Origin of the sequence: Janthinobacterium psychrotolerans (assembly GCF_001677885.1) — a bacterium.
Classification (GTDB): Bacteria; Pseudomonadota; Gammaproteobacteria; order Burkholderiales; family Burkholderiaceae_D; genus Janthinobacterium; species Janthinobacterium psychrotolerans.
Map to the genome: position 1 here is coordinate 75,865 of NZ_LOCQ01000060.1, position 27,000 is coordinate 102,864.

A 27,000-nucleotide genomic window follows, 5' to 3' on the forward strand; every position below is an offset into this window, starting at 1 on the left:
TTATCTTCCCAGCTGCGTGCGTACGCGCGCGATGGCTTCACGTACCTGCCGCGGCGCGGTGCCTCCCACGTGGTCGCGCGCGGCCACGGAACCTTCCAGCGTCAGTACCTCGAACACGTCTTCGCCCGTCAATGGCGAGAAGGCGCGCAACTGCTCCAGCGACAGGTCGGCCAGGTCGCAGCCGGCGTCGACACAGGCGCGCACGGCCAGCGCCACCGCTTCATGGGCGTCGCGGAACGGCAGGCCTTTCTTGACCAGGTAATCGGCCAGGTCGGTTGCGGTGGCGTAGCCTTGCAGGGCAGCCGCGCGCATCGCTTCCGGTTTCACCGTGATGCCGCCGGCCATGTCGGCGAAGATGCGCAGGGTGTCGATGACGGTATCGACCGTGTCGAACAGCGGTTCCTTGTCTTCCTGGTTGTCCTTGTTGTAGGCCAGCGGCTGGCCTTTCATCAGGGTCAGCAGGCCGATCAGATGGCCGTAGACGCGGCCGGTCTTGCCACGCGCCAGTTCCGGCACGTCCGGGTTTTTCTTTTGCGGCATGATCGACGAGCCGGTGCAGAAGCGGTCGGCGATATCGATAAAGCCGATGCGCGGGCTCATCCAGATCACCAGTTCTTCGGCCATGCGCGACACGTGCATCATCAAGACGGCCGAGGCGGCGCAGAACTCGATGGCGAAATCGCGGTCCGAGACGGCGTCGAGCGAGTTGTGGCAGACGTCGTCAAAGCCCAGCGTTTTGGCCACGCGCAGGCGGTCGATCGGGAAGGTGGTGCCGGCCAGTGCGGCCGCGCCCAGCGGCAGGCGGTTGACGCGCTTGCGCGTGTCGGCCATGCGCTCGGCGTCGCGGCCGAACATTTCAACGTAGGCCAGCATATGGTGGCCGAAGGTGATCGGCTGGGCCACCTGCATGTGGGTAAAGCCCGGCATGATGGTGTCGGCGTGCTGTTCGGCCAGGTCGGTCAGGGCGCCGCGCAAGGTGGCCAGCAGGGCGGTGATGTCGTCGATGGCGGAACGCACATACAGGCGGATATCGGTCGCCACCTGGTCGTTGCGCGAACGGCCCGTGTGCAATCGCTTGCCGGCGTCGCCCACCAGTTCGGTCAGGCGTTTTTCAATATTCAGATGGACGTCTTCCAGGTCCAGCAGCCATTCGAACTGGCCGGCGGCGATTTCCTGCGAGATCTGCGCCATGCCGCGCTGGATTTCAGCGTAATCGGCCGGGCTGATGATGGCTTGCGCATGCAGCATTTCCGCATGGGCCAGCGAACCTTCGATATCGAACAGCGCCAGGCGCTTGTCGAAAAATACGGATGCGGTATAGCGCTTGACGAGGTCCGAGACCGGTTCGGAAAACCGGGCCGACCAGGCTTCGCCCTTTTTGGAGAATTGATCAGTCATGAAAGAGGTCCTTTAGTGTACGGCGATTATAAACAAGGTTGGCCCGCATCAGGGCTTTTAGGGTGGCAGACGGCGCTGGCAGGGCAGGAAATGGGGCTTGCACGCATCAAAATGCGGCGTACAGGCGGTTTTTCCGCCATTTCTGCGTTTTGTCGGCGCTGTTTGTATTCTGTGCCGCGATTTGCGCGTCTGGTCGCAATCCGGTGGCGAGCGGCGGGCGCTGCGTCTACAGTTCACTCATCGCAGCACACAACCACCGATCCCAGGGAAGCTATCATGACCATCGCCAAACACATCGAAGCCGTCGCCATCGCCATCATCGCCGTTGCCGCCGCCGCCAGCATGGCGACCGCTTCGGTGCCGAAAGCGGTCGCCCATGCCGATACCAGCGCCGAGGCCGTGACCACCCATGTGGTGTATGTCAGCGCCAAGCGCCTGAGCGCCGCAGAAAAAGCCGCGCTGTAAATATCTCCTCACCGCGCTAGCGCATTTCCGCCAGCGCCCAGCGCGCCTCGCCGGCCACCCCGTGATCGGCGTCATGGAGGCGCTGGCGCAGCACGGGGATGGCGGCGCTGGCCTGCAAGTCGCCCAGCGCATGGGCGACGCGGGCGCGCACCATGGCCTGCGGGTCGTTCAGCATGGCGATCATCGGCGCCAGCCAGCGCGTCTGTTCCATGTCGCCCAGGGCGCCGGCCGCTTCGGCGCGTACCGGCGCATCGGGGTCGGCCAGCAGCGCCGCCACCGCCGGTGCCGTTTCGGCAAAACGCATCTCGCCCAGGGCCCAGACGGCAAGCTGGCGTACCACGGATATATCTGAGCGCAGCAGCTGCAGCAATGGCGGGATGGCGGCGCGCTGGCGGAACGATTCCACCTGCGCCGCATGGCGCAGCGAAAAATCTCCGGCGCGCATGGCGGCGGCCAGCTGGGTAAAGTTCGGGTTATCCAGCCTTTCCAGCCAGCCAATCGAATCGGGCCGCGTGCCAGCGACCGGCAGCAGGCTGTCGGGCCACAGCACGTGTTCGCCGCGCAGCTGCAGGCTGCCGATGGCGCACAGCAGCAGCAAGGTGGCCAGCGCGCCACCCCACCATTGACTTGCGGTGACCCGCCCGCGCGAGCGCCGCGCTTCGAGCAGCGCTGCGATGCGCGCGCGCAGCATGGCGCCACGGCTGGCAATCGGGTTGGCCAGCGTGCCCGCCACGGCGCCGCCGAAGGCCTGGCGCGACACCGTTAGCAGGGTATGGGCATAGTGCGACGGCGTGGCGCCAGCGGCCAGCACGGCATCGTCGGCGGCGCATTCGGTATCGTGTTCCAGCGTGCGCAGCAGCGCATACATCAGCGGGTGCCACCAGTACAGCGCCAGCAGCACGCGCGCCACGATCAGCATCGGCCAGTCATGCGCGCGGATATGCGCCAGTTCGTGGGCCAGCACGGCGCCCGGATCGGCGCTGCCGATGCTGTGCCTGTCAAGCACGATGACGGGATGGCGCCAGCCCCAGCTGTAGGGCGACGAGGCCGCATCCGATACCAGCATGGTGACCGGGCGGCGCAGTCCCATCGACTGGCGTAGCGTTGCCAGCGCGGCGCTCCATGCGGACGCGCTGGCTGCCTGCGCGGCAGCGGTCTCGCGGCGCAGCCGCAGCAGGTTCAGCGCAAGGCGCAGCAGGTGGCACAGCACGCCCACCGCGTAGAGCGCCAGCAGCCAGCGCCCGAGCCGAGCGGCGCGCGAGGGCAGGGAAATGGCGTCCGCCAGGGCGGGAACGTCGGCCTGCGTCACGCTGGCCGGTATCACCAGCGGCGGGTCAAACAGGGCCGACACGGCCAGCGGCATGGGTAGCGGCAGCGGTGGCAGCGACAGCCAGAACAAGGGCATCAGCAGCAGCGCCACCAGGCCGCAGCGGGCGGCAAACACGCGCCGCGCGGCCGATGCCCGCAGCAGCAATCGCAACAGGCACAGCAGCAACAGGACCGTCACGCCATGCTTGAGCAGAAGCTGGGCCAGATCGGTACCCGCCATTACCTGCCTTCCTTGCGCGCCTTTGCAATCATCGCTTCAAGGTCGTCGAGTTCTTCCGAACTCAGTTTGCCCGACATGCCCAGCAGGGCCGTCGCGGCGCTGGCCTTGGAGTTGTTGAAGAAGGTGCCGACCAGTTTTTTCAGGGCCGATTCGCGCACCTGCGCCTGCGGCGCCACGGCGCTGTACAGATAGCGCTGGCCATCGACCCGGTGCTGCAGCAGGCCTTTCGCCTCCAGCCTCCCCAGCATCGCGCGCACCGCCGAATTGCTCAGGTCCGGGCCCAGTGCTTGCTGCACCTGCGCCGCGGTCGCTTCCTGCAGCTGGTACACGCACTCTGCCACCTGGCGCTCGCGCGGCGCCAGGTCCTCCAGTCCCTGCGTCTCGGTGATGCCGGTCGGTGATGGGGCTTTTTTCATGGTTGTTTCAACGCTTGTTCTGCTGTTCAAAGATGCGGTGCGCAAGGCTGTCTATTGTACGCCTGCACCAGGTTGGCCAAGGCCGGCTGTTTTCGCCCTGGCCAGGCGCGCCGCGTTCTGCGTGGCCAGTGTCGTCACCTGGTCGATCGCCGCGATCACCAGCGCCGGCTCCTGCATCTGGATGCCATGGCCGCTGCCGGACGTGAAGACGTGCGCACCGTTGGAGAACTGGCTGATGAAGGCCGCGTGGCGCTGGCGCTTGATCTTGATGACCTCCGGGGTTTCCTGGAAAAAGTCGGAGCCAGCGCGCGCCTGCACGGAGGTGATCAGCACCGCCGGCACGTCGGGCAGCGCCGGCATGGCCGGCAATTTTCCGGCGTCGAGGATGGCCTGGATGGTTTGCAGCTCGCCCTGCCATTTGGGCGGGATGCTCGACGCGAGCATCTGCTGGTCCTGCCGCAGGCGCGCCGCATCGACACCTTTCAGGACGGCTTCCAGGCCTTCATCGGCCGGGTCGACCAACACCAGGCCGGCGACCTGCTGCGGATGGTTGGCGGCGAAATGGCGGATCAGGAAGCCGCCATACGAATGGCCGACCAGGATCAAGAGGCCTTGCACCTTGCGCTCTTCGAGCACGGCGGCCAGTTCGGCCGCGCTTTGCGCCATCGTCAGCGGCGCCGTGCGTGCCGGCGACTTGCCGTAGCCGGCGCGCGAATAGACCAGCACCGCCGCTTTTTTTGCCACTTCCGGCGCGACCTTGCGCCACACCGACTGGTCGCTGGCAAAGCCCGCCTCGAATACCACCGTATAAGGGCCCTGGCCCGCCTGCGCCACTTGCAGCTGGTGCTGGCCGACCGTGACCATGCCATCAAAATCGGCGGCAGCAGCCGTGGCCGGGTGCGTGAAGGCGGCGGCGGACAGCAGGGCGGCCAGTGTCCAGTTGCGTGCGATTGACAGCATGTGTTTTCCTTGTCGGTTGATTTGGCTACATTTGTAGCATGTCACATTTGTAGCAGGCATGGCAAGGAATAAAAGTTTGATGCGAACAGTCACAATACGGCCCCGCAAACCCCTGAGCGGCTACCGCGTTTCATCGCCACTTTTTGTATTCTGTCCCGCCTTTTGCGCAGTTGGTCGCAATCCGGTGGTGCTTGCGGGGTGATCGGACTAAAGTTCAATCATCGCAGCACACAAGCCACCGAACCACTCACGCAAAGGACACCATCATGAACATCGCCAAAAACATGGAAGCCATCTTCGTCGCCATCATCGCCATCGCCGCCGCCACCAGCATCGCCACCGCCTCGGTGCCGGCTTTCCGCGCCGCGCCGGCGACCATCGTTGCCAGCAGCGACACCGCCGTCATGCATACCGTGCATGTCAGCGCCAGGCGCTTGAGCGCCGAGGAAAAAGCCGCGCTGTAAGCCGCGCTGCCCCATGCAGTACCCAGCACCCGCAGCACGTCGCAATACCCCATCACAGGCAGTCAGGACGGGCGGCGCCCCCGGTTCTTTCCAGCCCTGCTGACAGCCATGCCAGTCATCGCCGCCCGCGCAAACAAGCCCTGGTCCAGCCTTTGATCCTGCTGTAATGCAGCACCGGTCTGTGCGTATAATCCTGCGCTTGCATGTCTGTACCCCAGCATGCTGTTCAACAGGAAGTCTCACTCACCACCAAAGGAATCTTCGTGCATCGTTCGCTTATCAGCGCCGCCTGCTGCGCCCTGTTCGCTCTCGCCACTCCCCTGCTGCATGCCCAGCAAGCCCCCAATGCCGCCACTCCCGTCTCGGGCATCGACATGACAACGCTGGACACGGCAGTGCGTCCGCAGGACGATTTTTATGCCTACGTCAATGGCATCTGGACCCGCAATACCGAGATCCCGGCCGACAAATCGGTCTGGGGCACGTATATCGAATTGCGCGAAATCGCCCAGCGCCAGTTGCGCGCCCTGATCGACGCCACCGTCAAGAACCCCGGCAAGGCCGGCAGCGAAACGCACAAGATCGCCGACCTGTACACCAGCTTCATGAACGACAAGGCGCGCGACGCGGCCGGCTTCAAGCCGCTGCGCGTGGAACTGGCGCGCGTGGCGGCCGTCAAGGACAAGAAAGATCTGCCGGCGCTGTTCGCCTTTTTGCAGCGCAGCGGCATCGCCACGCCGTTTTCGGCCGGCGTCGCCCCCGATGCGCAAGACCCCGAAAATTACACCGTCAATATCAGCCAGTCCGGCCTGGGCCTGCCCGACCGCGACTACTACCTGAAGGACGACGACGCCAGGCTGGCCGCCGTGCGCGCCAAATACCAGCAGCATGTCGCGACCATGCTGGCCATGAGCGGCGACAAGGACGCCGCCGCCCATGCCGCCCAGGCGCTCGATATCGAAACGCGCCTGGCTGCGGCCCAGTGGACGCGCGTGCAGATGCGCGATCCGGTCAAATCGTACAACCGTGTCGATTTCGACAAATTCGGCGAGCTGGCGCCGGCCTTTGACTGGAAGAGCTACTTTGCCGCCGCCGGCCTGGCGCCGAAAGCGTCGATGGCCGTGGTGCGCCAGCCCAGCTTCCTCGGTGGTTTTTCCGCCGCCGTGGCCGAGATGCCGCTGGAGTCCTGGAAGAGCTACCTGAACTGGCGCATCGTCGAAAGCTATGCGTCCTACCTGGACAGCGCCACCGTCAGGGAGCGCTTTGCCTTCGAAGGCACGGTGCTGCGCGGCGTGCCGCAAAGCGAACCGCAGTGGCAGCTGGCGCTGCGCTTTACCGATAACGCCATCAGCGACGCCGTCGGCAAGCGCTATGTGGCAATGTATTTGCCGCCAGAGACCCGCCCGCGCGTGATGGCCATGTTCGACAATTTTGTCGCCTCGTTCAAGGACGGTATCGAGCACCTGGACTGGATGAGCCCCGAGACCAAAAAGGAAGCCCAGCTCAAGCTGGCCGGCCTCAAGCCCAAGATCGCCTACCCTGACAAATGGCGCGACTACGGCAGCATGACAACCCGGCCGAACGACCTGATCGCCAACGTGCGCGCCGCACGCGCGTGGGGCCGCCAGAACAATCTCGACAAACTGGGCAAACCGGTCGACCGCGACGAGTGGTCGATGACGCCGCAAACCGTCAACGCCAGCTACAGCCCGGCCCTGAACGCCATCACCATTCCCGCCGCCATCCTGCAGCCGCCGTTCTTCAACGTGAAGGCCGAAGACGCCGTCAACTACGGCCTGCTGGGCATCACTTTCGGCCATGAAATCAGCCACGCCTTCGACGACTCGGGCAGCCAGTACGACGCCCACGGCCGCCTGCGCAACTGGTGGACGGCCGAAGACCGCACCGCCTTCAAGGCGCGCGCCGCCGGTCTCGTCAAGCAGTACGGCGCCTACAGCCCGGTGCCCGGCTACTACATCAACGGCGAGCTGACCCTGGGTGAAAATATCGGCGACAACTCCGGCCTGTCGCTGACCTACAACGCCTATCGCCGCTCGCTTGGCGGCAAGCCTTCACCGGTGATCGATGGTTTGACGGGCGAACAGCGCCTGTACATCGGCTTCGCGCAGAAATGGCGCGCCAAGCTGCGCCCCGAAGCGGCGATCGCGCAGATCAAGAGCGACCCGCATTCGCCTGGCGAATTCCGCGCCAAGGGCACCGTGATGAACCAGCCTGGCTTTTATGAGGCCTTCGGCATCAAGCCGGGCGACGCCATGTATTTGCCGCCCGAGCAGCGCGTGATCATGTGGTAAGGCTGTAACGATGGCCCCGCCGGGCCGTGATGCTACGCGTCAGGGGCCGGCGGGACCAGGCAGTGCCGCTCCCGCAGATGGCGCGCCAGATGCCGGCCATGGCCGGCAGCGATCACCTGTTCGGCTGTCGGCAAATATTTATCCACTACCTCATCCATCAGATGGCAGGCATCCTCGAACGGTTGCCGGCACTGCGTACACTCCAACCGCTCATCTTCACTCAACAAATAGCTGCGCTTTCTTTGGCTGGTGTCCGCCAGGTCGACATACCACGTCTCGCACTCGTAGCACTGCACCGAAATATGGCCGCAGGCAGGGCAGCGCAGGAAGACCAGGTCTTCGTCGCCGCAGCAGTGGAAGTGGCTATATTCGACGTCGCCGTCGGTCAGCAGGGCGGGGTTGTGGGGTGTGATATCGGACATGGGCATGGCAGGCAGTGTTAATCCAGGGAGCTATCTTCCCACATCAAGCCGGGTGATGCTGAAATCGACGTACGCGCCGCCGGGCACGTTCATTTCGATAATGAACCCGTTGACTTCGACCAGCCCTTGCGCCTGATCGACGACACGCCCCCGTCCCCGATATGCATGGGGGCCGGTACGCTCGATCCACTCTGTCGACAAGGCCTCTCTTTCATCCTCGGGCCAGTCGGAACAGTAGCTGGCGCGAACATCCGCTTCCAGTGTCGACAAGCGGTTGTCGATGCGGTCGCCAGCGTGCAGATCGCAAGGCCAGCAGAACGCGACGACCTCGCCTGTTGCGCTGCGCAGCGTCACCGACGCGGCTTCGTCGCCTGGCGGCTCGACCAGTACTACGGTGAGCTTGTCCATGTATTGCATCGTCACTGCCAGTGCATCAGACAGGGCGGTATCAACAGCAGCAGCGCCAGCACCAGGTAAATCAGCTGCAGCGGGATCATCCACTTGGCCCAGGTAAGCCAGGGCACGCGCGCCAGCGCCAGCACGCCCACCGTGATGCCGGAAGTGGGAATCATCGGGGTGGTGAATTCGCCGAACTGGAACGCCAGAATCGCCGTCTGGCGCGTCACGCCGACCAGGTCCGCCAGCGGCGCCATGATGGGCATGGTGAGCGCCGCCTGGCCGCTGCCGGAGTGGATGAAGAAGTTGATCACGGTCTGCATGAAGAACATCTTCTGCGCGGCGAAGACGGGGCTCGACGAGGCCACCAGCGGCGTCAGCGCATGCAGCATGGTGTCGATGATCTGCGCGTCGCGCGCCAGGATCATGGTGGCGCGGGCCAGCGCGATCACCAGCGCCACGCCGACCATGTCGCGCGCGCCTTGAACAAAAGAAGCGACCAGGCTGTCGGCATCGAGCCGTCCCACCAGGCCCACCACGATGGCCATGACCAGGAACAGGGCGGCGATTTCATCGATGAACCAGTCGTACTTGACCACCCCGACCACCATGGTCAACAGCGTGCCGAGGAAAATCCACAGCACGGCGCGGTGCGTGCCGGTCATGCCGGCGAAGCTGTCGAGGTCCATCGTGTGCTCGCTGCGCTTTTCGATGTCGAGCTGGTACGTCGGGCTTTTTTCAGGGTGGCGCTTGATGCGCGCGGCGTACCACATCAGGAACACGATGCTGACCGCGGTGGCGATGCTCCACACGATCAGGCGGTAGCCGATGCCCGAGAAGATCGGCACGCCGGCGATGCCCTGCGCGATGCCGACATTGAACGGGTTCAGGAAAGCGGCGGAAAAGCCCACTTGCGAGCCGAGAAACGGAATCGACACGCCGGTGATGGTGTCATAGCCCAGCGCCAGCGCCAGCGGCACGAAGATCAAAATGAAGGGGATCGCTTCCTCGTTCATGCCGAAGGTGGCGCCGCCGAGCGAGAACATGGTGAAGAAGACCGGGATGATGGCCGCGCGCACGAAGCGCGAACTGGTATGGGCCTTGGCGATGGCCTTGATCAGCGAGTCGAACGCTTCGGTTTTCTGCAGCACGGCAAAGGCGCCGCCGACGATCAGCACGAAACCGATGATCAGGCTGGCGTCGACAAAGCCCTTGATGGGCGACATCATCAGGGCGGCCAGGCCCTGCGGCTTGTTGTCGACGTAGTGAAAGGTGCCGGGGATGATCAGCTGCTTGCCGTTGACCAGCTGCGTGTCGAACTTGCCGCCCGGGACCAGCCAGGTGGCCAGCGCGATCATGGCCAGGATGCCGCACAACAGCACGAAGGTATTGGGCAGCTTGAACGATTTTTTCATGGAGATGGTCTTCTTATTGGCTCAGCAGGCTGCCGCCACGGTAGGCGACGGCGCCGGCCACCTTGCCGACGTTCATGCCGCGCAGCACATGGCGGTGCGCGCTGCGCGCAAAAAACACGCCGGCCACGGTGCAGCGCAAGGTGGTGGTGTCGCCGCTGACAGGGTCGATGATGTCGGCCACCGCGTCGCCGGCTGCCAGTACGTCGCCCATCTCGCGCAAATACACCAGCACCCCGGCGTGGGGCGCGAGGATCGGTTCCACCCCGGCCAGCGGCGTGGGCACGCATTGCGGCGCCGGCAGGTCGTCGGCCGCGCCAGGGATATCGAGCACGCCTTCGATGGCCAGGAAGCGCAGCAGGGCCTGGGCGTCGCGTTCGGCCAGCGCGTAATTGACTTCCACTTCGCCGCGCAGCTCCACCGTCACCGACAGGCAGGCGGCGGGGATCGGGTAGCGGCCCTGGAAATGGGTATCGAGATCCCACCACAGGCGGCTGCACGCTTCGTCGAACGGTTCTTCGCCGGCGGCCAGTTCCAGCAGCACGGCGCGCGCGCCCAATAGCGCCGTCAGTGGCGCCAATTGCGCCGCCAGCGGCGTGCCGGTGTACAGGTGCAGCGCGGCCTCGTTATCGCAGTGCAGGTCGAGCACGATGTCGGCGTCGATGGCCATGCCGAGCAGGGTTTTTTTCAGCGTCTCGGCGTCGGTGCGCGGCTCCCATTTGGCCACCGCGGCAAGCGCCTGCTGGCGTATCAGCGCCACGTTGGCGCCCGTATCCGCACCCAGTTGTCCGTCGAGCGAAGTTTTCAGTTCGTCGGCTACATGGCGGTAGGCGCGGTTGAAGTTGATGCCGGTCGACAGGTCGAAGCGGCCGAACGGCGCGCCGTGGATGGCTTGCGACAGGCCGATCGGATTGGCCGCCGGCACCAGGATGATTTCGCCGAGGATCTTGCCGTCCGCTTCCAGCTTCAGCAGTTCGCGGCGCAGGAATTGCGCCACCAGCATGCCCGGCACTTCGTCCGCATGCAGGGCCGCCTGGAGATAGACTTTTTTGCCGCTGGCGCTGGTCGCTGCGGGACCGCCGAAATGAAAACTGCTCAATTGGTAGGCAACGCTGGCGTGCGGCGTGGAGAGGGTGTGCTGGCGAACTTGCATGATGAGGCGCTCCAAAACGGGGCATGGTGGGTGGGTTTTGCGTCGATTATGTAGCATTATTTTCACTAAGTAAATAAATGAAAATCCTTTTACAGATATTGATTGAGTTTTGTTTTTGATATGAGTACAGTGGCTTGCGGCAGACGTTTTCAGAACCATGCCGCATGTCCTTTGCACGCAACAAACACAGGCCGCCAGCCCCATGAAGCCATCCGCCAGTCCTGCCTCCGTCGCCGGCGTTCACGCGCCCGATGCCGCGTTTGCGCAGTCCGCGCTGGGCCAGAGCCTGATGCGCGTGCTGGCCACCGGCTCCGCGTCGCACCGGCAGATCGCCGACTATTTGCTGCGCAACCAGCTGCGCGTCACCGCTCTTGGCATCGAGGAGCTGGCCGACAGCTGCCAGGTGTCCACCGCCACCATCAGCCGCTTTGCGCGCGATATCGGCCAGAAGAATTATTCGGCCATGCGCGGCGCCATGGCCGAAACCTTGCAGTCGCTGTTGCAGCCGGTCGACAAGCTGCGCCACACCATCCTCCATCGCGCGCGCGCCACCTCGCCCGTCACGCAAAGCCTGGAATATGCGGCCGCCAATATCGCCGCCACGGCCGACGCCCTGTCGCTGGCGCAGATGCAGGCGGTGGTGCGGCGCCTGACGCGGGCCAGGGTCGTCTATGTAATGGGCTTTGGCCTGTCGGCCAACCTGGCCGGCATGCTGGTGCAGCACTTGCAGCCATTCTGCCCGCATGTGGTGGAAGTGGTGGGCATCGGCGGCTCGGAAGTGGCGGCCGGCCACCTGGTCAATCTGACGGCGCACGATGTGCTGGTGGTGATTTCGTTTCCGCGCTATACGCTCGATTGCATCGGCCTGGCCAGCTTTGCACGCGATCGCGGCGCCCATATCGTCGCGCTGACCGATTCGCCGGCCTCGCCGCTGGCCGAACTGGCCGACCATGCCTTGTATGCGCAAAGCACGCATCCGGTGCTGCCCAGCAGCGCCAGCACGGCGCTGGCCATGATCGAAGCGCTGGCCGTGGCGCTGATGGTGTCGAACAAGGGCAATGTCGAAAAGGCCGCGCGCCTGAGCGACGTGATCGCCGCCTATCTGTATGGCGGCGAACATGGCGTGCAGGGACCCAGGAAATCCGCAGCAAAGCATAAAAGCAGGGCAGTACAAAAAAAGCAGTTCATATAAAAATTCAGGCTAAACACCATCGGGAGTGATAAATGAAAACAGAACATCAAGGCAGGGACGCCATGCCGCGCGAAGCGCAACTGGCGCGCGCGGTGCGCCTGGCGCTGGGGGCGCTGGGCATGACGGCGGCGCTGGGCATGAGCCCCGGCGCGCTGGCGCAAACGGCGGATGGCGAGATCGACCCGGCCTTGCGCCGCGTGGAAATCACCGGTTCGGCCATCAAGCGGCTCGAATCGGAAACGGCGCTGCCGGTGCAGGTGATCACGCGCGCCGAAATTGAAAAGGCCGGCGTGACGACGGCGGCCGAACTGATGGCGCGCGTGTCGGCCAACGTCGGCGGCCTGACGGACGGCGCCAGCATCAACGTGGGCGGCGACCAGCGCGGCTTCAACAGCGCCAACCTGCGCGGCGTGGGCACCTCGTCGACCCTGGTGCTGCTCAATGGCCGGCGCATGGCCAACTTTGCCTCGCCCGGCGACGACACCGGCGTGGACCTGAACAATATTCCGGCCGCCGCGCTGCAGCGCGTGGAAGTGCTGCTCGACGGTGCCTCTGCCCTGTACGGCACCGACGCCATCGGCGGCGTGATCAACTTCATCACGCGCAAGGACTACCAGGGCCTGGACCTGAACGTGTACGGCAGCCGCACCGATGAAGGCGGCGCCGGCAAGCGCACGGCCAGCATCACGGCCGGCACCGGCAACCTGGAAACGGATGGCTACAACGTTTTTGCCGTGGTGGACCTGCAAAAGACCGATCGCCTGAGCACCTCGCAGCGCAAGTTCATTCCCAATCTGCAGGTGCCGCAGCGCCTGGGCCATTTGCTGTCGAGCTACACCAGTCCGGCCAATATCCGCCTGAGCGGCGACCAGCGCGACTTTCTGCAGGAAAAAGGGTTCCTGCTCAACGGCAAGCCGATCACCAATCGCCTGATCAATCTGTCGATTCCTGGCTGCAGTGGACCGGCCAATGTCTATCTGCCGGCCGGCACCGGTGGCGTCGATGCCTGTACTTATAACTACATGGGCGACACCGAGCTGTATCCGAAGACCGACAAGCAGAACCTGCTCGCGCGCGGCGTCTTCAAGGTCAACAGCGACCATCAGCTGTATGCCGAAGCGGCGCTGAGCCGTTCGCGCAGCTATTACGTCGGATCGACCTCGCGCCCGGATGGCGACATCGACGCGGGCATGGTGCCGCAACTGGCCGCCGCCGGGCTGACCGGCCCGCTGGCCTTGCGCATCCGCCTGGACGAAGCGGGCCGGCGCACCAGTGAACTGACCAGCGAGAGCCAGCGCTATGTGGTGGGCGCCACCGGCACGGTGGCAAAGTGGGACTATGACATCGGCCTCAATCACAGCGTCAACGTGGTCAAGGACCGTGATACCCATGGCTACCTGCTGGCCGACCAGTTGCAACAAGGCATTACCGACGGCCAGATCAATCCTTTCGGCGCGTCGACCGCGCAAGGCAAGGCCTTGCTCGACAAAATCCAGGTCAACGACGAAGTACGCCACGCGCGCGGCAGCATGGACTCGCTGGACTTCAAGTTTTCACGCGCCTTGACCGCGATGGGCGGCGGTGAGCTGGCGCTGGCCGTCGGTGGCGAAGTGCGGCGCGAGCGCACGGAATTCCGTCCGTCCGAATTGTTGTTGAGCGGGAATATCACCGATGATCCGGCGCCGGAAGGCGGCCGTGTCACCAGCGACAGCCGCAACGTGCAGGCGATCTACAGCGAGCTGCTGCTGCCGTTCACCAAACAATGGCAGGCGCAGCTGTCCGGTCGCTACGACCATTACCAGCAGGTGGGCGGGGCGCTCAGTCCGAAGATCGGCCTGACCTTCATGCCGAACAAGCAGGTGCTGATGCGCGCCTCGGCCGGCAAGGGTTTTCGCGCGCCGTCGATGTCGGACCTGCACCGACCCACCGTCTACAGCCAGACGGCGACCCTGCCCGATCCGGTGCTGTGCGCTGCGGAAGACAATGATTACTCCAGTTGCGCCAATAACTGGGATACGCGCCGCTACAGCAACGACAAACTGAAACCGGAGCGCAGCCGCCAGTTCTCGGCCGGCCTGGTGCTCGAACCGAGCCAGCACTGGACCTTCAGTGCCGACTACTGGAACATCGAACGCACCAGCCTGATCAGCGAAATCGGTGACGATATCATCCTGGGCAACCTGGCCAAATACGGCGACCTGGTGCACCGCAATGAAGATAACGAGATCGATTACATCGACCTGCGCAAGGAGAACCGCGGCGCGCAAAAAGCCTCGGGTATCGACCTGACGGCCGACCTGCATGGCGTGAAAACGGCGTGGGGGCGCTTCGGCGGCCACCTGAGCGGCACCTATGTGCTGGCCTCGAAAATCCAGACCAGCCCCGGCGACGCCTATGTCAGCAACCTGAACACGTTTGTTACCGACGGCGTGGTGCAGCGCTGGCGCCATACCATCACCCTGGACTGGGACCTGGGCCCGTATTCGGCCAGCCTGTCGAACACCTATTCGAGCGGCTACCGTGACCAGAACTCGGCCATCAATACCGATGACGGCAGCGTGGTCCAGCCGAACCGGGTCAAGGCCTACACCATCTGGGACATGTCGGGCGCGTATGCCTTCAGCAAGCAGTTCAAGCTGCGCGCGGGCATCCAGAACCTGTTCAACACCAGCCCGCCGTATTCGAACCAGGCCTATTACTTCCTGTCCGGGTATGATCCAAGCTATACGGATCCGCGCGGCCGGCGCTTTTATGCCAGCGCAAACTATAGCTTCAAATAACAGCTTCAAATAACAAGGCAGTTGTAGTGTGCGGCGCGCGTGTTGCGCGCGCCGTTTTCATCGCATTTGAAAGGCACCATGAAATCATCCACAATCCCGCTTCAAAAATTGTGCACCGCCTTTTTGCTGACGGTGGCGCTGGCCATCACGGGCATGCAGGCCGTGATGGCCGCTCCCGCCACGCCAGCCGTCCCGGCCAATGCGCCGCAGGGCACCCTGGTGATCATCGGCGGCGGCCTGCGCGCCGACAATGCGGAAGTGTGGCAGCGCATCGTCGACCTGGCCGGCGGCAAGGGCGCGCGCATCGCCGTGATGGCGTCGGCCTCGATCAATCCTGAAAAATCGGGCGCCAGCATCATGGCCAAGCTGAATCAATATGGCGCCGACGCCTTTTTCATCCCGTTGGGCGTGAAACTGGCCAATAGCGACTACCGCAAGGCGGCCGAAGACCCGGCCATCGTCACCCAGATCAAGTCGGCCAGCGGCATCTACTTTGCCGGCGGCGACCAGGGCCGCATCACCCAGGCCCTGCTGCGCCCGGACGGCAGCCGCACGGCGGCGCTTGAAGCGATCTGGTCGGTCTACCGAGGCGGCGGCGTGATCGCCGGCTCCAGCGCCGGCGCCGCCATCATGAGCACCACCATGTTCTACGATGCGCGCCCGGTGCTCGACATGCTGAAAATGGGCGTCACCGACGGCCGCGAAATCGCGCCGGGCCTGGGCTTTATCGGCAGCGACGTCTTCGTCGACCAGCACTTGCTGGTGCGCGGCCGCTTTGCGCGCATGATTCCCGTGATGCTGAAAAAGGGCTATCACATAGGCCTGGGCATCGATGAGAACAGCGCCATGATCGTCGACGCCAAGCGCGATGTGGAAGTGATCGGCTACAGCGGCGCGCTGCTGATCGACCTGTCGGGCGCCATCAGCGACCGTGGCGTGAAGAACTTCAATATCAGCAATGCGGCCATCAGCTACCTGGACCGGGGCGACAAGTTCAACCTGATCACCAAGGTGTTTACGCCATCGCCTGACAAAGCCGACAACAAGCTCGATCCGAACCAGCCCGATATGCGCGAACCGGTATTTACCAACGATATCCTCGGCAATAACGCCGTGCTCGACCTGATGGGCAACCTGATCGACAATGCCCAGCAGGAAGCGATCGGCATCGCCTTCGGCAACCCGCGCGACCCTTACCCGGATCTCGGTTTCGAATTTCGGTTCAGCAAGACCGTCAACAGCGTCGGCTACAGCTCGACCGAGGCGGAAGCCTATTCGGTATTGAAACTGCGGCTCGATATCCGTCCGATCCAGCTGCGCCAGCCGCTTTACCGTTACAAATAGGCGTCAAGCGATAGCCAGCGTATCGAGCAGCGCCAGCAGCTTGGCCGTCTCGATCGGCTTGACGAAATGGTGGTCGAAACCGGCCGCGCTGGCTTGCTGCCTGGCCTGTTCGTCACCATAGCCGGTCACCGCGATCAGCACCGCGCCGGCCAGCTTCGGTACCGCGCGGATCTGGCGCGCCAGCGCATAGCCGTCGAGGTCCGGCAGGCCGATATCGAGCAGGAACACGTCGGGCACGCATGCCTGCGCGCGCTGGAGTACCAGCAGCGCATGGTGCTCGATGCTCACCTGGTGGCCCGTGGTTTCCAAAAGCATGGCCAGCATCTCGGCCGCGTCGACGTTATCGTCGACCACCATCACCTGCAGCGCGGTCCAGCCGGCGCCGCGCTCCTGCCTTGTCACCAAAGGTGCCGAGGTCCGTTCTTCTTGCGCCAGCAGATGCGGCAGGCAGATGGTAAAACGGCTGCCCAGGCCCAGGCCGTCGCTGCTGGCCACCACCTCGCCGCCGTGCAGTTCGACCAGGCTTTTTACCAGCGCCAGGCCGATGCCCAGGCCACCCTGCGCGCGGTCGGTTTCGCGCTCGGCCTGGGCGAACAGTTCAAACGCGTGTTCCAGCACCTTGGCCGTCATGCCGATGCCGTTATCAAGCACCGTCAGTCGCACCTTGTCGCCCTCGACCTCGAGGTTCAAGGCGATATTGCCCCCATGCGGGGTATATTTGGCCGCGTTGTTGAGCAGGTTGGCCACCACCTGCACCAGCCGTTTGGCGTCGCCCAGTACCAGCGCGGAAGCCGCCTGCGTCTGTACTGTCAGGCGGTGGCCGCGGCTTTCGATCAGCGGACGCACTTGTTCGATCGCGTCCGCCACCACGCGCTTGACGTCGGTGCGCACTTTCACCAAAGGGATCATGCCGCGCGTGACGCGCGACACATCGAGCAGGTCGTCGATCAGGCCACTGATATGGCGCACCTGGCGTCCGATCACGGCGCTGGCCTGCCGCACCCGGGCCGGATCGGTGCCGGCCAGCTGCAGCAGGTTGGCCGCCGCCGAAATCGGCGCCAGCGGATTGCGCAGCTCATGAGCCAGCATGGCCAGGAATTCATCCTTGCGCCGGTCCGCGTCGCGCAGCGCCTGTTCGGTGCGGGTGCGCTCGGACACATCGCGAAACATCAGCGCCACTTTTTTCTCTTCGGCCGGGCCGACCCGGATCGCATACACATCGAACCAGCGGTTCATCGGCTCCGAGCCTTCCATGAAGCGGACCGATTCGCCCGTCAGCGCCACCTTGCCGTAGATCTGGAACCAGCGTTCTTCCAGGCCGGGCACCAGCTCACGCGCGGTCTTGCCGATGGCGCCCACCAGGCCGGTCTGGCGTTCAAACGCGGGATTGACTTCCAGGAAGCGGTAGTCGACCGGTTTGCCCGCATCGTCGACGATGATCTGGATCACGGCCAGGCCTTCGTCCATCGAGTCGATCACCGTCACGTACGACTGCTTGAGTTTTTCGCGCAGGCGCACTTCGCCGGTCACTTCGGTGCACAAGGCCAGCACGCCGTGCACCCGCTCTTCATCCTCGATCGGGCTGCAGCCATAGGTCCAGTACACGTCTTCGCGGTTGCCATGGCGGGTCATCGGCACCAGCGCATTTTCGTGCCAGCTGGCGCCGCGCCCGGCCATCACGTCATCGATTTCGGTACCGATAAGATGCCAGGCGTCGGCCCAGCATTCCCGGCCACACTGGCCCAGGGCCGCCGGATGATGCTCCGGCCCCAGCGTGCGGCGATAGGCGTCGTTGTAGAACTGATGCAGTTCGTCGCCCCACCAGATGAACATCGGGTGATTGCTGGTCAACAACAGGCGCAAGGTCGATTTCAGCAGCGACGGCCATAGCTCGGGCACGCCCATCGGGTGTGACCCCCAGTCGTGGCTGCGCATCAGGGCGCCCATTTCGCCACCACCGGCGAGAAAGGCCGGTGGCGGCGTATCTGACAAGTCCGTTTGCTTCACGTTATTACCTTTCAGTATCAAACGGCCTGCAACCGGGCCATCGCCATGCGATTGTATCAAGCTCTTCAGTTAAAACACGCGTGTTTGTCGCTACAATGTATCGCAGCGAACGCTCGCTGTTTGCCGCTTCTTTGCTCAACTCCGCTTTCAGGAACACCATGCAGCCCATCTCGATCCGATCTTTTCTCTGTGCGCTGGCGCTGGCCGCCGGCGTCCTTCCCGCCGTGCAGGCCGCGCAGCCGGCCACCATGCGCCTCGACTACCAGCACAGCGGCAACGCGCTGGGCGAGCACTATGCGGTCGAGCGCGTGCTGGTCGAGCCCCTGCCCTGGCCGGGCAGCATGGCGCGCACCATCGACGACAGCAACCGTGGCGTCAACATGGTGGAAGTGGTCGATATCAAGTCCGGCAAGGTGCTGTATTCGCGCGGCTTCTCCACCATTTTCGGCGAGTGGAGCAGCACCGACGAGGCCAAGACCACCACGCGCGCCTTCCAGGAATCGGTACGCTTCCCGCAGCCAGAGCAGCCGGTGCGCGTGCGCATCCTGAAACGCGACGAGCGCGGCCTGTTTTCCGTCGTCTGGTCTGCCGATGTCGATCCGAAGGCGCAGGACGTGATCCGCAGTCAGCCGCCGGCGCCCGTCAAGCCGATTCCCATCCGCGTCAATGGCGATTCGGCCGACAAGGTCGACCTGCTGATTTTAGGTGACGGCTATACGGCCGCCGAGATGGCGAAGTTTGAAGCGACGGCGCGCAAGCTGGCCGACCATTTGTTTACCGTCTCGCCGTTTCGCGAGCGGGCGAAGGATTTCAATGTGTGGGCCATGGCCGCGCCGACTTCGGAGTCGGGCGTGTCGCGCCCGTCGACCGGCGTGCACCATGCGTCGCCGCTGGGCACGCGCTACGATATCTTCGGCAGCGAGCGCTATGTGCTGACCACCGACAACCGCGCGCTGCGCGACCTGGCCCAGTACGCGCCGTATGAGTTCATTGAAATCCTCGTCAACAACGACACCTATGGCGGTGGCGGCATCTTTGGCCAGTTCAGCACGGCGGCGGCCAATAACGACTGGGCCAACTACCTGTTCGTGCACGAATTCGGCCACCATTTCGCCGGCCTGGCCGACGAGTATTACACCTCGCCGGTGGCCTATCAGTCAAATGGCGAACGCCAGGAACCGTGGGAGCCGAACGCCACCGCGCTGCGCGACCCGGCCAGGCTGAAATGGCGCAGCCATGTGAAGACGGGCACGCCGCTGCCCACGCCGTGGCCCAAGCAAGCCTATGACAGCCACGCCCGCGAGTACCAGAAAGCACGCGCGGCCCTGCGTGCGCAAAATCGCCCGGAAAGCGAGATGAGCGCGCTGTTCAAGGCCGACCTGGCGCGCACCGAACAGCTGTTCTCGGCCGCGCCGCAGCGCCATGCGGTGGGCGCCTTCGAAGGGGCGAACTACGAGTCGACCGGCTTCTACCGTCCCGAGATGCAGTGCATCATGTTCGACCGCAGCCAGACTTTCTGTTCGGTCTGCCGGGACGGCATCAGCACGATTATCGACCTGTATGCCGGCACACCAAAACACTGAGATACCATGAAAAAAATACTCCTCGTCGTGATTGTTGCCGTGATCGCCTTGTATGCCTTCAAGCGCATGGTGGTGGAACCGTATCTGTGGAAAAAGGCCATCAATACGCCTGAACATCAATTACAGATGGGGAGTTTTATTTTCAGCCAGCAGCGCGGCCATAATGGCAGCCAGAGCATGGAAAACCAGTATTTCATCTTCAAGGTCACGGAAATCCAGGGCGATTTCGTGCGGCTGGCCGTGATCAGGAAATTGAGCGCTGGCGACCAGATTGTCCAGGGAGATTTCTCCACCACCAAAAAAGCCTATGGCGAGCTGAAGGGCAATATCAAGTCTGTCGTCATCACCGGCATCTCGCGCAATGACCTGTATGGCAGAAGAACGGGCCGCGACCCGCATCAGATCGATGAGTATCTGCTGCAGAAATATCCGGCGCTGAAAACCTCGCGCTATTATTTTGAAGATGTTCCCGACAAAACTCGTCCGGTACCGCAAGACCCGATGGATCGCATGGAGTATTTCAGCCTGGTGTATTCAAAAAAGGCAATCATCGAACATGGCAGGCTGGTGGCATGGATACTGAATAACCGTCCCGAGCCTGAATTGTCGAATCGCGTGGAAACGATCGATCTGATACTGAATTAGCCCGCCCACAGGGCGCAGCATGATAGGCCTGCTGTCATGGCACTGACATAGTATTGCAGTAAAATTTGATTCATATCAATGTTGCACCGCCGCAAACGCCGTTATAGTCTGTCGCCAAACATGAGCCTAAGCGAGCATGAGCATGACACAAGCACTATTTGATTTGCGGGGCAAGCGCGGCCTGGTGGTCGGCATCGCCAATGACCAGAGCATCGCCTGGGGCTGCGCCCGCGCACTGCGCGCGGCCGGCGCGGAACTGGCACTCACCTGGCTCAACGACAAGGCGCGCCCGCATGTGGAACCGCTGGCGCAGCAGCTGGGTGCGGCCCTCACGGCGCCGCTCGACGTGTCGGTGCCGGGCCAGCTCGAAGCGCTGTTCGCGCAGATCGAACGCGAGTGGGGCGGCCTCGATTTCCTGGTCCACTCGATCGCCTTTGCGCCCAGGCAGGACCTGCATGGCCGCGTGACGGACAGCTCGGCGGCCGGCTTTGCGCAGGCGATGGATGTGTCGTGCCACTCCTTCATGCGCATGGCCAAGCTGGCCGAGCCTTTGATGCGGCAGGGCGGCAGCCTGATGGCCATGACCTACCTGGGCGCCGAGGACGTGATCGCCGACTATGGCCTGATGGGCCCCGTGAAGGCCGCGCTGGAAGCGTCGGTGCGCTACCTGGCGGCCGAACTGGGCCCGGCCGGCATCCGCGTCAATGCGATTTCGCCGGGGCCGCTGGCCACGCGCGCCGCCTCCGGCATCGCTCATTTCGACCGCCTGCTGGCCGACGCCGAAGCGCGCTCGCCGATGCGCCGCCTGGCCAGCATCGATGACGTCGGCGCCCTGTGCGCCTTCCTGGCCGGTGACGGCGCGCGCGCTATCACTGGCGGCACCCTGTATGTCGACGGCGGCTACAACATCCTCAATTAACCGATGGCGGCAATGCGCGCCTTGCCACCGGGCCGGGTCTGGCCATGCCGTCCAACAAGGAGCTCCATGAAGACACCTTCCGCAGCCATTTTTTCGACCGGCGGCCTGCCGGGCATGCTGGGGGCAACAGCTGATTATGCGCGCGACTCGTGGCAGCGCATCGTGCTGTACGCGGACGTGATGCGCAAGCGCGGCAACCAGTACCGGGAACACCTGGCCGAAGAGGTGCCCAACGTGCTCGACTTTCCGGCCGAAGTGGTGATGACGGGCGTGGATCTGCCGCGCCCCGTCAACTATGGCCTGGTGCGCATCCTCGCGCCCGACCTGCCCGCACCCGATCCATCGAAGCGCCCCTTCGTGGTGGTCGACCCGCGCGCCGGCCATGGCCCCGGCATCGGCGGCTTCAAGGCTGAAAGCGAAGTGGGCGTGGCGCTGCGCGCCGGCCACCCCTGCTATTTCATCGGCTTCTTGCCCAACCCGGTGCCGGGCCAGACGGTGGAAGACGTGATGCATGCGGAAGTGGCCTTCCTGGAAAAAGTGATCGCCCTGCACCCGCACAGTGTAGGCAGGCCCACCGTGATCGGCAATTGCCAGGCAGGCTGGCAGATCCTGATGACGGCCGCCATGCGCCCCGACCTGTTCGGTCCCATCATCGTGGCCGGCGCGCCCGTGTCGTACTGGGCCGGCTGGCATGGCCGCAATCCGATGCGTTATTCGGGCGGCACCATGGGCGGCAGCTGGGCCACCGCGCTGGCCGGCGACCTGGGCAACGGCCGTTTCGACGGCGCCAACCTGGTGCAAAATTTCGAAAAGCTCAATCCGGCCAACACGCACTGGAGCAAGCAGTACAACCTCTACGCCAACATCGATACGGAAGCGCCGCGCTACCTGGAGTTTGAAAAATACTGGGGCGGCCATGTGTTCCTGAACGCCGTCGAGATGCAGTACATCGTCGACAATCTGTTTATCGGCAACCGCCTGGCCACCGCGCAGCTGGTCACATCCGATGGCATACGCCTGGACCTGCGCAAGATCCGCTCGCCGATCGTCGTGTTCTGCTCGAACGGCGACAACATCACGCCGCCGCCGCAGGCGCTGGGCTGGATCACGGACCTGTACCGCGACGACGCCGAACTGCGGGCCCACGACCAGACCATCGTCTATGCGGTGCATGACAGCATCGGCCACCTGGGCATTTTCGTGTCCGGCAAGGTGGGCCACAAGGAGCACCAGAAGTTTGCCAGCAATATCGACCTGATCAACCTGCTGCCGGCCGGCCTGTATGAAGCGAAGATCGTCGACAAGACCGCCGATACGCCGAACGCCGACCTGGCCAGCGGCGACTATGTGCTGTCGGTCGAGCAGCGCGGCGTCGACGACGTGCGCGCCATCGTGCGGCCCAGCGTCGAAAACGACCGCAAGTTTGCCGCCGCCGCGCGCGTGTCGGAAATCAATCTGTCGCTGTACCGAACCTTCATGCAGCCATGGGTGCGCGCCGTGGTCACGCCGCAATCGGCGCGCATGCTCGAACTGATGCATCCGCTGCGCGTGTCGTACGAGCGCTGGAACGACCATAATCCGCTGGCGCGACTGGTGGCAAAGGAAGCCGACAAGGTGCGCGCCCGGCGTGCCCCGGTGGCGGCCGGCAATCCGCTGCTGGCGCTGCAGCAGGCGTTCTCCAGCGCCGTCACGGCGGGCCTGGACCGCTGGCGCGACGTGCGCGACACGGCCACCGAGCAGGCGTTTAACATGGTCTATGGCAATGCGCTGGTGCAGGCGCTGGCCGGACAGGGCGCCGGGGCAGTGCCCCGGCCGCATCCGGACGTCGCGCATGAACGCCTCGAAGATGGCGCCAGCCTGGACGACGAGGTCTACCAGGGCGCCCTGGTGGAAGCGGGCGTGCGCGCGCTGTTTTATGTCCATCGTTTCCGCACGGCCGCCGACGAGCGCCGCTTCAACCTGACCTTGAAACTGCTGCAGCCGCTGTTCGAACAGGGCTTGCGCATGGATGACTTCCGCAGCATCGTGCGCCGCCAGGCGAGACTGATGCAGCACGATGGCGAGGCCAGCATGGCGGCCCTGCCGGTGCTGCTGTCGCACGCCCATCCCGATGCCGTGCGCGCGATGGCGGACGGCCTGCGGCAGGTGGTGCTGATGCTGGACGCACCCACGCCCGGGGAAAAAGCCAGCCTGGCGCAGATGCTGGAAGTGTTCGGGCACGCCACGCCAGCAGCGACCAATACGAAGAACGCGGCGTCCGCAAAGACGCCCACCCAATCCGCGACTACCGCTTGAAGGCCCCTATGAATTCCCGTGATGAGTTGAATATCGTGCGCAACCGCACGTTCGAGCAGATCGCCATCGGCGACAGCGCCAGCATCGAGCGCACCCTGAGCGCCGATGATATCGCGCTGTTCGCCGTGATGTCGGGCGACGACAATCCGCAGCATCTCGACGCCGAATTTGGCGCCGCGTCGCGCTACCAGGGCGTGATCGCCCATGGCATGTGGGGCGCGGCCCTGATCTCGGCCGTGCTGGGCACGCGCTTGCCCGGCGCCGGCACCGTGTATGCGGGCCAGACCCTGCGCTTCTTGCTGCCGGTGCGCGTTGGCGACACGCTCGATATCGGCGTGACGGTGACCCAGCGCGAGCCTTCCACGCGCCAGGTGACGCTGGCCTGCCGCTGCGTCAACCAGCGCGGCGAAACCGTGCTCGATGGCGTGGCCGAAGTGATTGCGCCGGCCGAGCAGATAGCACGCACGCGCGCCACCTTGCCCGAGGTGCGGCTGCACAATGGCGACGGCACGCGCCGCCTGGTGGAGCAGGCGCGCAGCAAGGGCCCGATCAAGGTGGCGGTGATTCATCCCTGCGATGAACTGAGCCTGGCCGGCGCGCTTGACGCGCATGCAGCCGGCCTGATCACGCCCATCCTGGTGGCGCCGCGCGCGCGCCTGGAAGCGGTGGCGGCGGCTGCGGGCCTGAGCCTGGCCGGCATCGCCATCGAGGACGTGGAACACAGCCATGCGGCGGCCGCGCGCGGCGCCGAGCTGGCTGGCAAGGGTGAAGTCGAAGCGCTGATGAAGGGCAGCCTGCATACGGACGAACTGATGTCGGCCGTGCTGGTGGCCACCGCCGGCCTGCGCACCAAGCGGCGCGTCAGCCACTGCTTTCTGATGCAGACGCCAGCCTATCCGCGCCCCTTCATCATTACCGACGCCGCCGTCAATATCGTGCCGACCCTGGAAATCAAGGCCGACATCGTGCGCAACGCGATCGACCTGGCGCATGTGATCGGCGTGGCCCGCCCGCGCGTGGCGATTCTGGCGGCAGTGGAAACCGTCAACCCGGCCATGCCGGCCACGGTGGACGCCGCCGCGCTGTGCAAGATGGCCGACCGTGGCCAGATCACCGGCGCCATCCTCGACGGTCCGCTGGCGTTCGACAACGCCGTCTCGATCGCGGCGGCCACCGTCAAGGGCATCGTCTCGGACGTGGCCGGGCGCGCCGATATTTTGCTGGTGCCGGACCTGGAAAGCGGCAATATGCTGGCCAAGCAGCTCGAATACATGGGCGACGCCGACACGGCCGGCATCGTGCTGGGCGCGAAGATCCCCATCATTCTCACCAGTCGCGCCGACTCGCGCGCCAGCCGCATCGCCTCGTGCGCGCTGGCCGTACTGCTGGCCAGCCACTACCGGAGCACGCCACCATGAATACACCCGTCCATCAAGAAGGCGCGCTGATCCTGGTGCTCAACTGCGGCTCGTCGAGCATCAAGTTCGCGCTGTTCGCGGCCAGCCAGGGCGGCGTGGCGCAGCAGAGCGAATGGAGCGGCAAGGTCGAAGGCATCGGCCGCGAAACAACCACCTATCGCGCCGGCGGCCTGCCCGCCGAGACGCTGGTGTTCGCGCCTGAACAGGCGCACCACGATTCGCTCGCGCATATCCGCGAAAAAGTCGTCGAACAACTGGCGGGACGGCGCCTGCATGCGGTGGCGCACCGCGTGGTCCATGGCGGCAGCAAGTATTTTGCGCCGGTGCTGATCGACGCGGCGGTGCTGGCCGACCTGAAGACCTATGTGCCGCTGGCGCCCCTGCACCAGCCGTTCGCCCTGGAGGCGATTGAAGTGCTGCTGGCATCGCGCCCCGATATCGTCCAGGTGGCGTGCTTCGACACGGCTTTTCACCACACCGTGCCGCAGGTCGAGCAGATGCTGGCGCTGCCCTACGATGCGTGGGAGCGGGGCTTGCGCCGCTATGGTTTCCATGGCCTGTCGTATGAATACCAGTCGCTGGTGCTGGAGCGGCGCTACGGTCCTGTGGCGCGCGGCAAGGTGATCGTGGCGCACCTGGGCAGCGGCGCCAGCCTGTGCGCGATGGAGAACCTGCAAAGCGTCGGCACCACCATGGGCTTTTCGGCGCTCGACGGCCTGATGATGGGCACGCGCTGCGGCGCGCTCGATCCGGGCGCCGTGATCTACCTGATGGAGATTGAAAAGCTGTCGCTGGAAAAAGTCGCCCATGTGCTGTACCACGAGTCGGGGCTGCTCGGCGTGTCGGGCGTGTCGGCCGACCCGCCGGTGCTGCTGGCGCAGGAAGAGCGCATGGACGCGACGGGCGAGCGCATCCGCGCGGCGCTGGCGCTGTACGTGCGCCGCATCGTGCGCGAGATCGGTGCGCTGACGGCCGTGCTCGGTGGACTGGACATGCTGGTGTTTACGGCCGGCATCGGCGAACACAGCGCGGTGCTGCGCCAGCGCATCTGCGATGCCTTGGCATTTGCCGGTCCCGTGCTCGATGGCGACGCCAATGCCCGCAACGCCAGCCTGATTTCGACGGCGGACAGCCGCATCGTGGTGGGCGTGGAGCCGGCGAACGAGGAATGGGTGGCAGCCCGCCATGCGGCGCGGGCGGTGTTGTCCTGAGAGTGGGAATTGCTTGCTTGCAGTGTTTTCTCTCTTGAGTGCGCTAGCGCACTGTCTGGTTTTTGATTGTTCTCTACTATGAAGTCATGCCACTGCGGTGTTTCACCAGAAACCAGCGCAGTGCTGGCAAATTTTGAACATTTTGCCCGCCTTTAGTCAGAATAATTTAAACCACTTGAAAGGTCACACATCATGAACAAATTACTCGCCGCCCTGATCGCTACCGTATTTGCTACCGCAGCCATCGCTCAAACCGCTCCAGTTGCCGAAGCCCAGGCTTCGGCACAAAAAGACGTCAACAAGGCCGCCAACAAGGAAGCCAAAGTCGTCGCCAACGCCAATGAAGATGTTGCCAAGGCACAGATGAAGGCTGACGAAAAGAAAGCCGACGCCCATAACAAGGCAGCCAAGACCAAAGCAAAAGCACACGACAACGTCGTCGATGCCGATCCGGAAGACAAAATGAAAGCACAAGCCAAGGCCGACAAAAAGGACGCCAAAGCTGATGCGAAAGCCCACAAAGCTTCCGTAAAAGCCGACGAAAAACTGGCCAAGGAAAAAGTGGAAGCGAACGCCGACAAGGCTGTCGCCGCCACCAAAACCATGGAAGCGAAGGCCAAGGCCGACGCTGATGTGAAAGCCGCAGCCGCCAAGTAATC

22 protein-coding genes are annotated in these 27,000 nt (G+C 64.2%); 13 read left to right on the forward strand and 9 right to left on the reverse strand.

Annotated features, from left to right (window positions below; all coding sequences use genetic code 11):
• Positions 1–1,398 (reverse strand): argininosuccinate lyase, encoded by a 1,398-nt coding sequence (argH, locus tag ASR47_RS20515; protein WP_065309666.1) that lies wholly within the window; start codon positions 1,396–1,398, stop codon positions 1–3.
• A 276-nt stretch (positions 1,399–1,674) separates the two neighbouring features.
• On the opposite strand from argH, the gene ASR47_RS20520 reads away from it, so the two are divergent.
• Complete coding sequence (locus ASR47_RS20520; protein WP_065309667.1) at positions 1,675–1,863, forward strand: hypothetical protein; 189 nt, start codon at positions 1,675–1,677, stop codon at positions 1,861–1,863.
• A gap of 16 nt (positions 1,864–1,879) precedes the next feature.
• Here the strand turns inward: ASR47_RS20520 and ASR47_RS20525 are convergent, their stop codons facing one another.
• The 3 genes from ASR47_RS20525 to ASR47_RS20535 are packed head-to-tail and all read right to left on the reverse strand — an operon-like array spanning position 1,880 to position 4,788.
• Positions 1,880–3,412: a M56 family metallopeptidase gene (locus tag ASR47_RS20525; protein WP_065309668.1), complete on the reverse strand. Its 1,533-nt coding sequence runs from the start codon at positions 3,410–3,412 to the stop codon at positions 1,880–1,882.
• On the reverse strand, positions 3,412–3,828 hold the full coding sequence (locus ASR47_RS20530) for a BlaI/MecI/CopY family transcriptional regulator (protein WP_065309669.1): 417 nt from the start codon (positions 3,826–3,828) through the stop codon (positions 3,412–3,414). Before ASR47_RS20530 ends, ASR47_RS20525 begins: the two co-directional genes overlap by 1 nt.
• 51 nt (positions 3,829–3,879) lie before the next feature.
• On the reverse strand, positions 3,880–4,788 hold the full coding sequence (locus ASR47_RS20535) for an alpha/beta fold hydrolase (RefSeq protein ID WP_065309670.1): 909 nt from the start codon (positions 4,786–4,788) through the stop codon (positions 3,880–3,882).
• 266 nt (positions 4,789–5,054) lie between these two features.
• On the opposite strand from ASR47_RS20535, the gene ASR47_RS20540 reads away from it, so the two are divergent.
• Positions 5,055–5,252 carry a hypothetical protein gene (locus ASR47_RS20540; RefSeq protein ID WP_065309671.1) on the forward strand — a complete coding sequence of 66 codons (198 nt, stop codon included), beginning with the start codon at positions 5,055–5,057 and terminating at the stop codon, positions 5,250–5,252.
• Between the two features lie 263 nt (positions 5,253–5,515).
• On the forward strand, positions 5,516–7,564 hold the full coding sequence (locus tag ASR47_RS20545) for a M13 family metallopeptidase (RefSeq protein WP_065309672.1): 2,049 nt from the start codon (positions 5,516–5,518) through the stop codon (positions 7,562–7,564).
• Positions 7,565–7,596: 32 nt separating this feature from the next.
• Here ASR47_RS20545 and ASR47_RS27175 read toward each other — a convergent pair whose 3' ends face one another.
• From ASR47_RS27175 to ASR47_RS20565, 4 genes are read right to left on the reverse strand one after another with little or no spacing between them, the layout of a single operon-like run.
• Complete coding sequence (locus ASR47_RS27175; RefSeq protein ID WP_150127898.1) at positions 7,597–7,986, reverse strand: hypothetical protein; 390 nt, start codon at positions 7,984–7,986, stop codon at positions 7,597–7,599.
• A gap of 30 nt (positions 7,987–8,016) precedes the next feature.
• Positions 8,017–8,394 carry a hypothetical protein gene (locus ASR47_RS20555; RefSeq protein ID WP_150127899.1) on the reverse strand — a complete coding sequence of 126 codons (378 nt, stop codon included), beginning with the start codon at positions 8,392–8,394 and terminating at the stop codon, positions 8,017–8,019.
• An 11-nt stretch (positions 8,395–8,405) separates the two neighbouring features.
• Positions 8,406–9,797 carry a YfcC family protein gene (locus ASR47_RS20560; protein ID WP_065309675.1) on the reverse strand — a complete coding sequence of 464 codons (1,392 nt, stop codon included), beginning with the start codon at positions 9,795–9,797 and terminating at the stop codon, positions 8,406–8,408.
• A gap of 13 nt (positions 9,798–9,810) precedes the next feature.
• The gene (locus ASR47_RS20565; RefSeq protein WP_065309941.1) at positions 9,811–10,947 is read right to left on the reverse strand and encodes a succinylglutamate desuccinylase/aspartoacylase family protein; all 1,137 of its coding nucleotides are present in this window, start codon (positions 10,945–10,947) and stop codon (positions 9,811–9,813) included.
• Between the two features lie 202 nt (positions 10,948–11,149).
• On the opposite strand from ASR47_RS20565, the gene ASR47_RS20570 reads away from it, so the two are divergent.
• The 3 genes from ASR47_RS20570 to ASR47_RS20580 all read left to right on the forward strand — a co-directional run bounded on the left by ASR47_RS20570 (position 11,150) and on the right by ASR47_RS20580 (position 16,263).
• The gene (locus ASR47_RS20570) at positions 11,150–12,139 is read left to right on the forward strand and encodes a MurR/RpiR family transcriptional regulator (protein WP_065309676.1); all 990 of its coding nucleotides are present in this window, start codon (positions 11,150–11,152) and stop codon (positions 12,137–12,139) included.
• A 32-nt stretch (positions 12,140–12,171) separates the two neighbouring features.
• Positions 12,172–14,919, forward strand: coding sequence for a TonB-dependent receptor (locus ASR47_RS20575; RefSeq protein ID WP_065309677.1), 2,748 nt, complete (start codon positions 12,172–12,174; stop codon positions 14,917–14,919).
• A 78-nt stretch (positions 14,920–14,997) separates the two neighbouring features.
• A complete protein-coding gene (locus ASR47_RS20580) occupies positions 14,998–16,263 on the forward strand; it encodes a cyanophycinase (RefSeq protein WP_065309942.1) in 1,266 nt (421 codons plus the stop codon).
• Positions 16,264–16,266: 3 nt separating this feature from the next.
• Here the strand turns inward: ASR47_RS20580 and ASR47_RS20585 are convergent, their stop codons facing one another.
• Entirely contained in the window at positions 16,267–18,270 is a 2,004-nt protein-coding gene (locus ASR47_RS20585) for a hybrid sensor histidine kinase/response regulator (protein ID WP_150127900.1), read from the reverse strand.
• A 158-nt stretch (positions 18,271–18,428) separates the two neighbouring features.
• Between ASR47_RS20585 and ASR47_RS20590 the strand changes: the two genes are divergently transcribed.
• The 7 genes from ASR47_RS20590 to ASR47_RS20620 all read left to right on the forward strand — a co-directional run bounded on the left by ASR47_RS20590 (position 18,429) and on the right by ASR47_RS20620 (position 26,998).
• A complete protein-coding gene (locus ASR47_RS20590) occupies positions 18,429–19,853 on the forward strand; it encodes an IgA Peptidase M64 (RefSeq protein ID WP_065309944.1) in 1,425 nt (474 codons plus the stop codon).
• A gap of 6 nt (positions 19,854–19,859) precedes the next feature.
• The gene (locus ASR47_RS20595; RefSeq protein WP_065309678.1) at positions 19,860–20,498 is read left to right on the forward strand and encodes a hypothetical protein; all 639 of its coding nucleotides are present in this window, start codon (positions 19,860–19,862) and stop codon (positions 20,496–20,498) included.
• A gap of 136 nt (positions 20,499–20,634) precedes the next feature.
• Entirely contained in the window at positions 20,635–21,417 is a 783-nt protein-coding gene (gene fabI, locus ASR47_RS20600; protein WP_150127901.1) for an enoyl-ACP reductase FabI, read from the forward strand.
• Positions 21,418–21,531: 114 nt separating this feature from the next.
• Entirely contained in the window at positions 21,532–23,712 is a 2,181-nt protein-coding gene (locus ASR47_RS20605) for a DUF3141 domain-containing protein (protein ID WP_245714444.1), read from the forward strand.
• Between the two features lie 8 nt (positions 23,713–23,720).
• Positions 23,721–25,130: a bifunctional enoyl-CoA hydratase/phosphate acetyltransferase gene (locus ASR47_RS20610; RefSeq protein ID WP_065309679.1), complete on the forward strand. Its 1,410-nt coding sequence runs from the start codon at positions 23,721–23,723 to the stop codon at positions 25,128–25,130.
• A complete protein-coding gene (locus ASR47_RS20615; protein WP_065309680.1) occupies positions 25,127–26,341 on the forward strand; it encodes an acetate/propionate family kinase in 1,215 nt (404 codons plus the stop codon). The genes ASR47_RS20610 and ASR47_RS20615 overlap by 4 nt, the downstream gene beginning before the upstream one ends.
• 192 nt (positions 26,342–26,533) lie before the next feature.
• The gene (locus ASR47_RS20620) at positions 26,534–26,998 is read left to right on the forward strand and encodes a hypothetical protein (RefSeq protein ID WP_065309681.1); all 465 of its coding nucleotides are present in this window, start codon (positions 26,534–26,536) and stop codon (positions 26,996–26,998) included.
• Positions 26,999–27,000 lie beyond the last annotated feature (2 nt).

Coding starts and splice junctions, on each gene's coding strand:
- argH (WP_065309666.1), bottom strand. CDS start 1,398: ATGACTGATCAATTCTCCAAAAAGGGCGAAGCCTGGTCGGCCCGGTTT.
- ASR47_RS20520 (WP_065309667.1), top strand. CDS start 1,675: ATGACCATCGCCAAACACATCGAAGCCGTCGCCATCGCCATCATCGCC.
- ASR47_RS20525 (WP_065309668.1), bottom strand. CDS start 3,412: ATGGCGGGTACCGATCTGGCCCAGCTTCTGCTCAAGCATGGCGTGACG.
- ASR47_RS20530 (WP_065309669.1), bottom strand. CDS start 3,828: ATGAAAAAAGCCCCATCACCGACCGGCATCACCGAGACGCAGGGACTG.
- ASR47_RS20535 (WP_065309670.1), bottom strand. CDS start 4,788: ATGCTGTCAATCGCACGCAACTGGACACTGGCCGCCCTGCTGTCCGCC.
- ASR47_RS20540 (WP_065309671.1), top strand. CDS start 5,055: ATGAACATCGCCAAAAACATGGAAGCCATCTTCGTCGCCATCATCGCC.
- ASR47_RS27175 (WP_150127898.1), bottom strand. CDS start 7,986: ATGTCCGATATCACACCCCACAACCCCGCCCTGCTGACCGACGGCGAC.
- ASR47_RS20555 (WP_150127899.1), bottom strand. CDS start 8,394: ATGGACAAGCTCACCGTAGTACTGGTCGAGCCGCCAGGCGACGAAGCC.
- ASR47_RS20560 (WP_065309675.1), bottom strand. CDS start 9,797: ATGAAAAAATCGTTCAAGCTGCCCAATACCTTCGTGCTGTTGTGCGGC.
- ASR47_RS20565 (WP_065309941.1), bottom strand. CDS start 10,947: ATGCAAGTTCGCCAGCACACCCTCTCCACGCCGCACGCCAGCGTTGCC.
- ASR47_RS20570 (WP_065309676.1), top strand. CDS start 11,150: ATGAAGCCATCCGCCAGTCCTGCCTCCGTCGCCGGCGTTCACGCGCCC.
- ASR47_RS20575 (WP_065309677.1), top strand. CDS start 12,172: ATGAAAACAGAACATCAAGGCAGGGACGCCATGCCGCGCGAAGCGCAA.
- ASR47_RS20580 (WP_065309942.1), top strand. CDS start 14,998: ATGAAATCATCCACAATCCCGCTTCAAAAATTGTGCACCGCCTTTTTG.
- ASR47_RS20590 (WP_065309944.1), top strand. CDS start 18,429: ATGCAGCCCATCTCGATCCGATCTTTTCTCTGTGCGCTGGCGCTGGCC.
- ASR47_RS20595 (WP_065309678.1), top strand. CDS start 19,860: ATGAAAAAAATACTCCTCGTCGTGATTGTTGCCGTGATCGCCTTGTAT.
- fabI (WP_150127901.1), top strand. CDS start 20,635: ATGAGCATGACACAAGCACTATTTGATTTGCGGGGCAAGCGCGGCCTG.
- ASR47_RS20605 (WP_245714444.1), top strand. CDS start 21,532: ATGCTGGGGGCAACAGCTGATTATGCGCGCGACTCGTGGCAGCGCATC.
- ASR47_RS20610 (WP_065309679.1), top strand. CDS start 23,721: ATGAATTCCCGTGATGAGTTGAATATCGTGCGCAACCGCACGTTCGAG.
- ASR47_RS20615 (WP_065309680.1), top strand. CDS start 25,127: ATGAATACACCCGTCCATCAAGAAGGCGCGCTGATCCTGGTGCTCAAC.
- ASR47_RS20620 (WP_065309681.1), top strand. CDS start 26,534: ATGAACAAATTACTCGCCGCCCTGATCGCTACCGTATTTGCTACCGCA.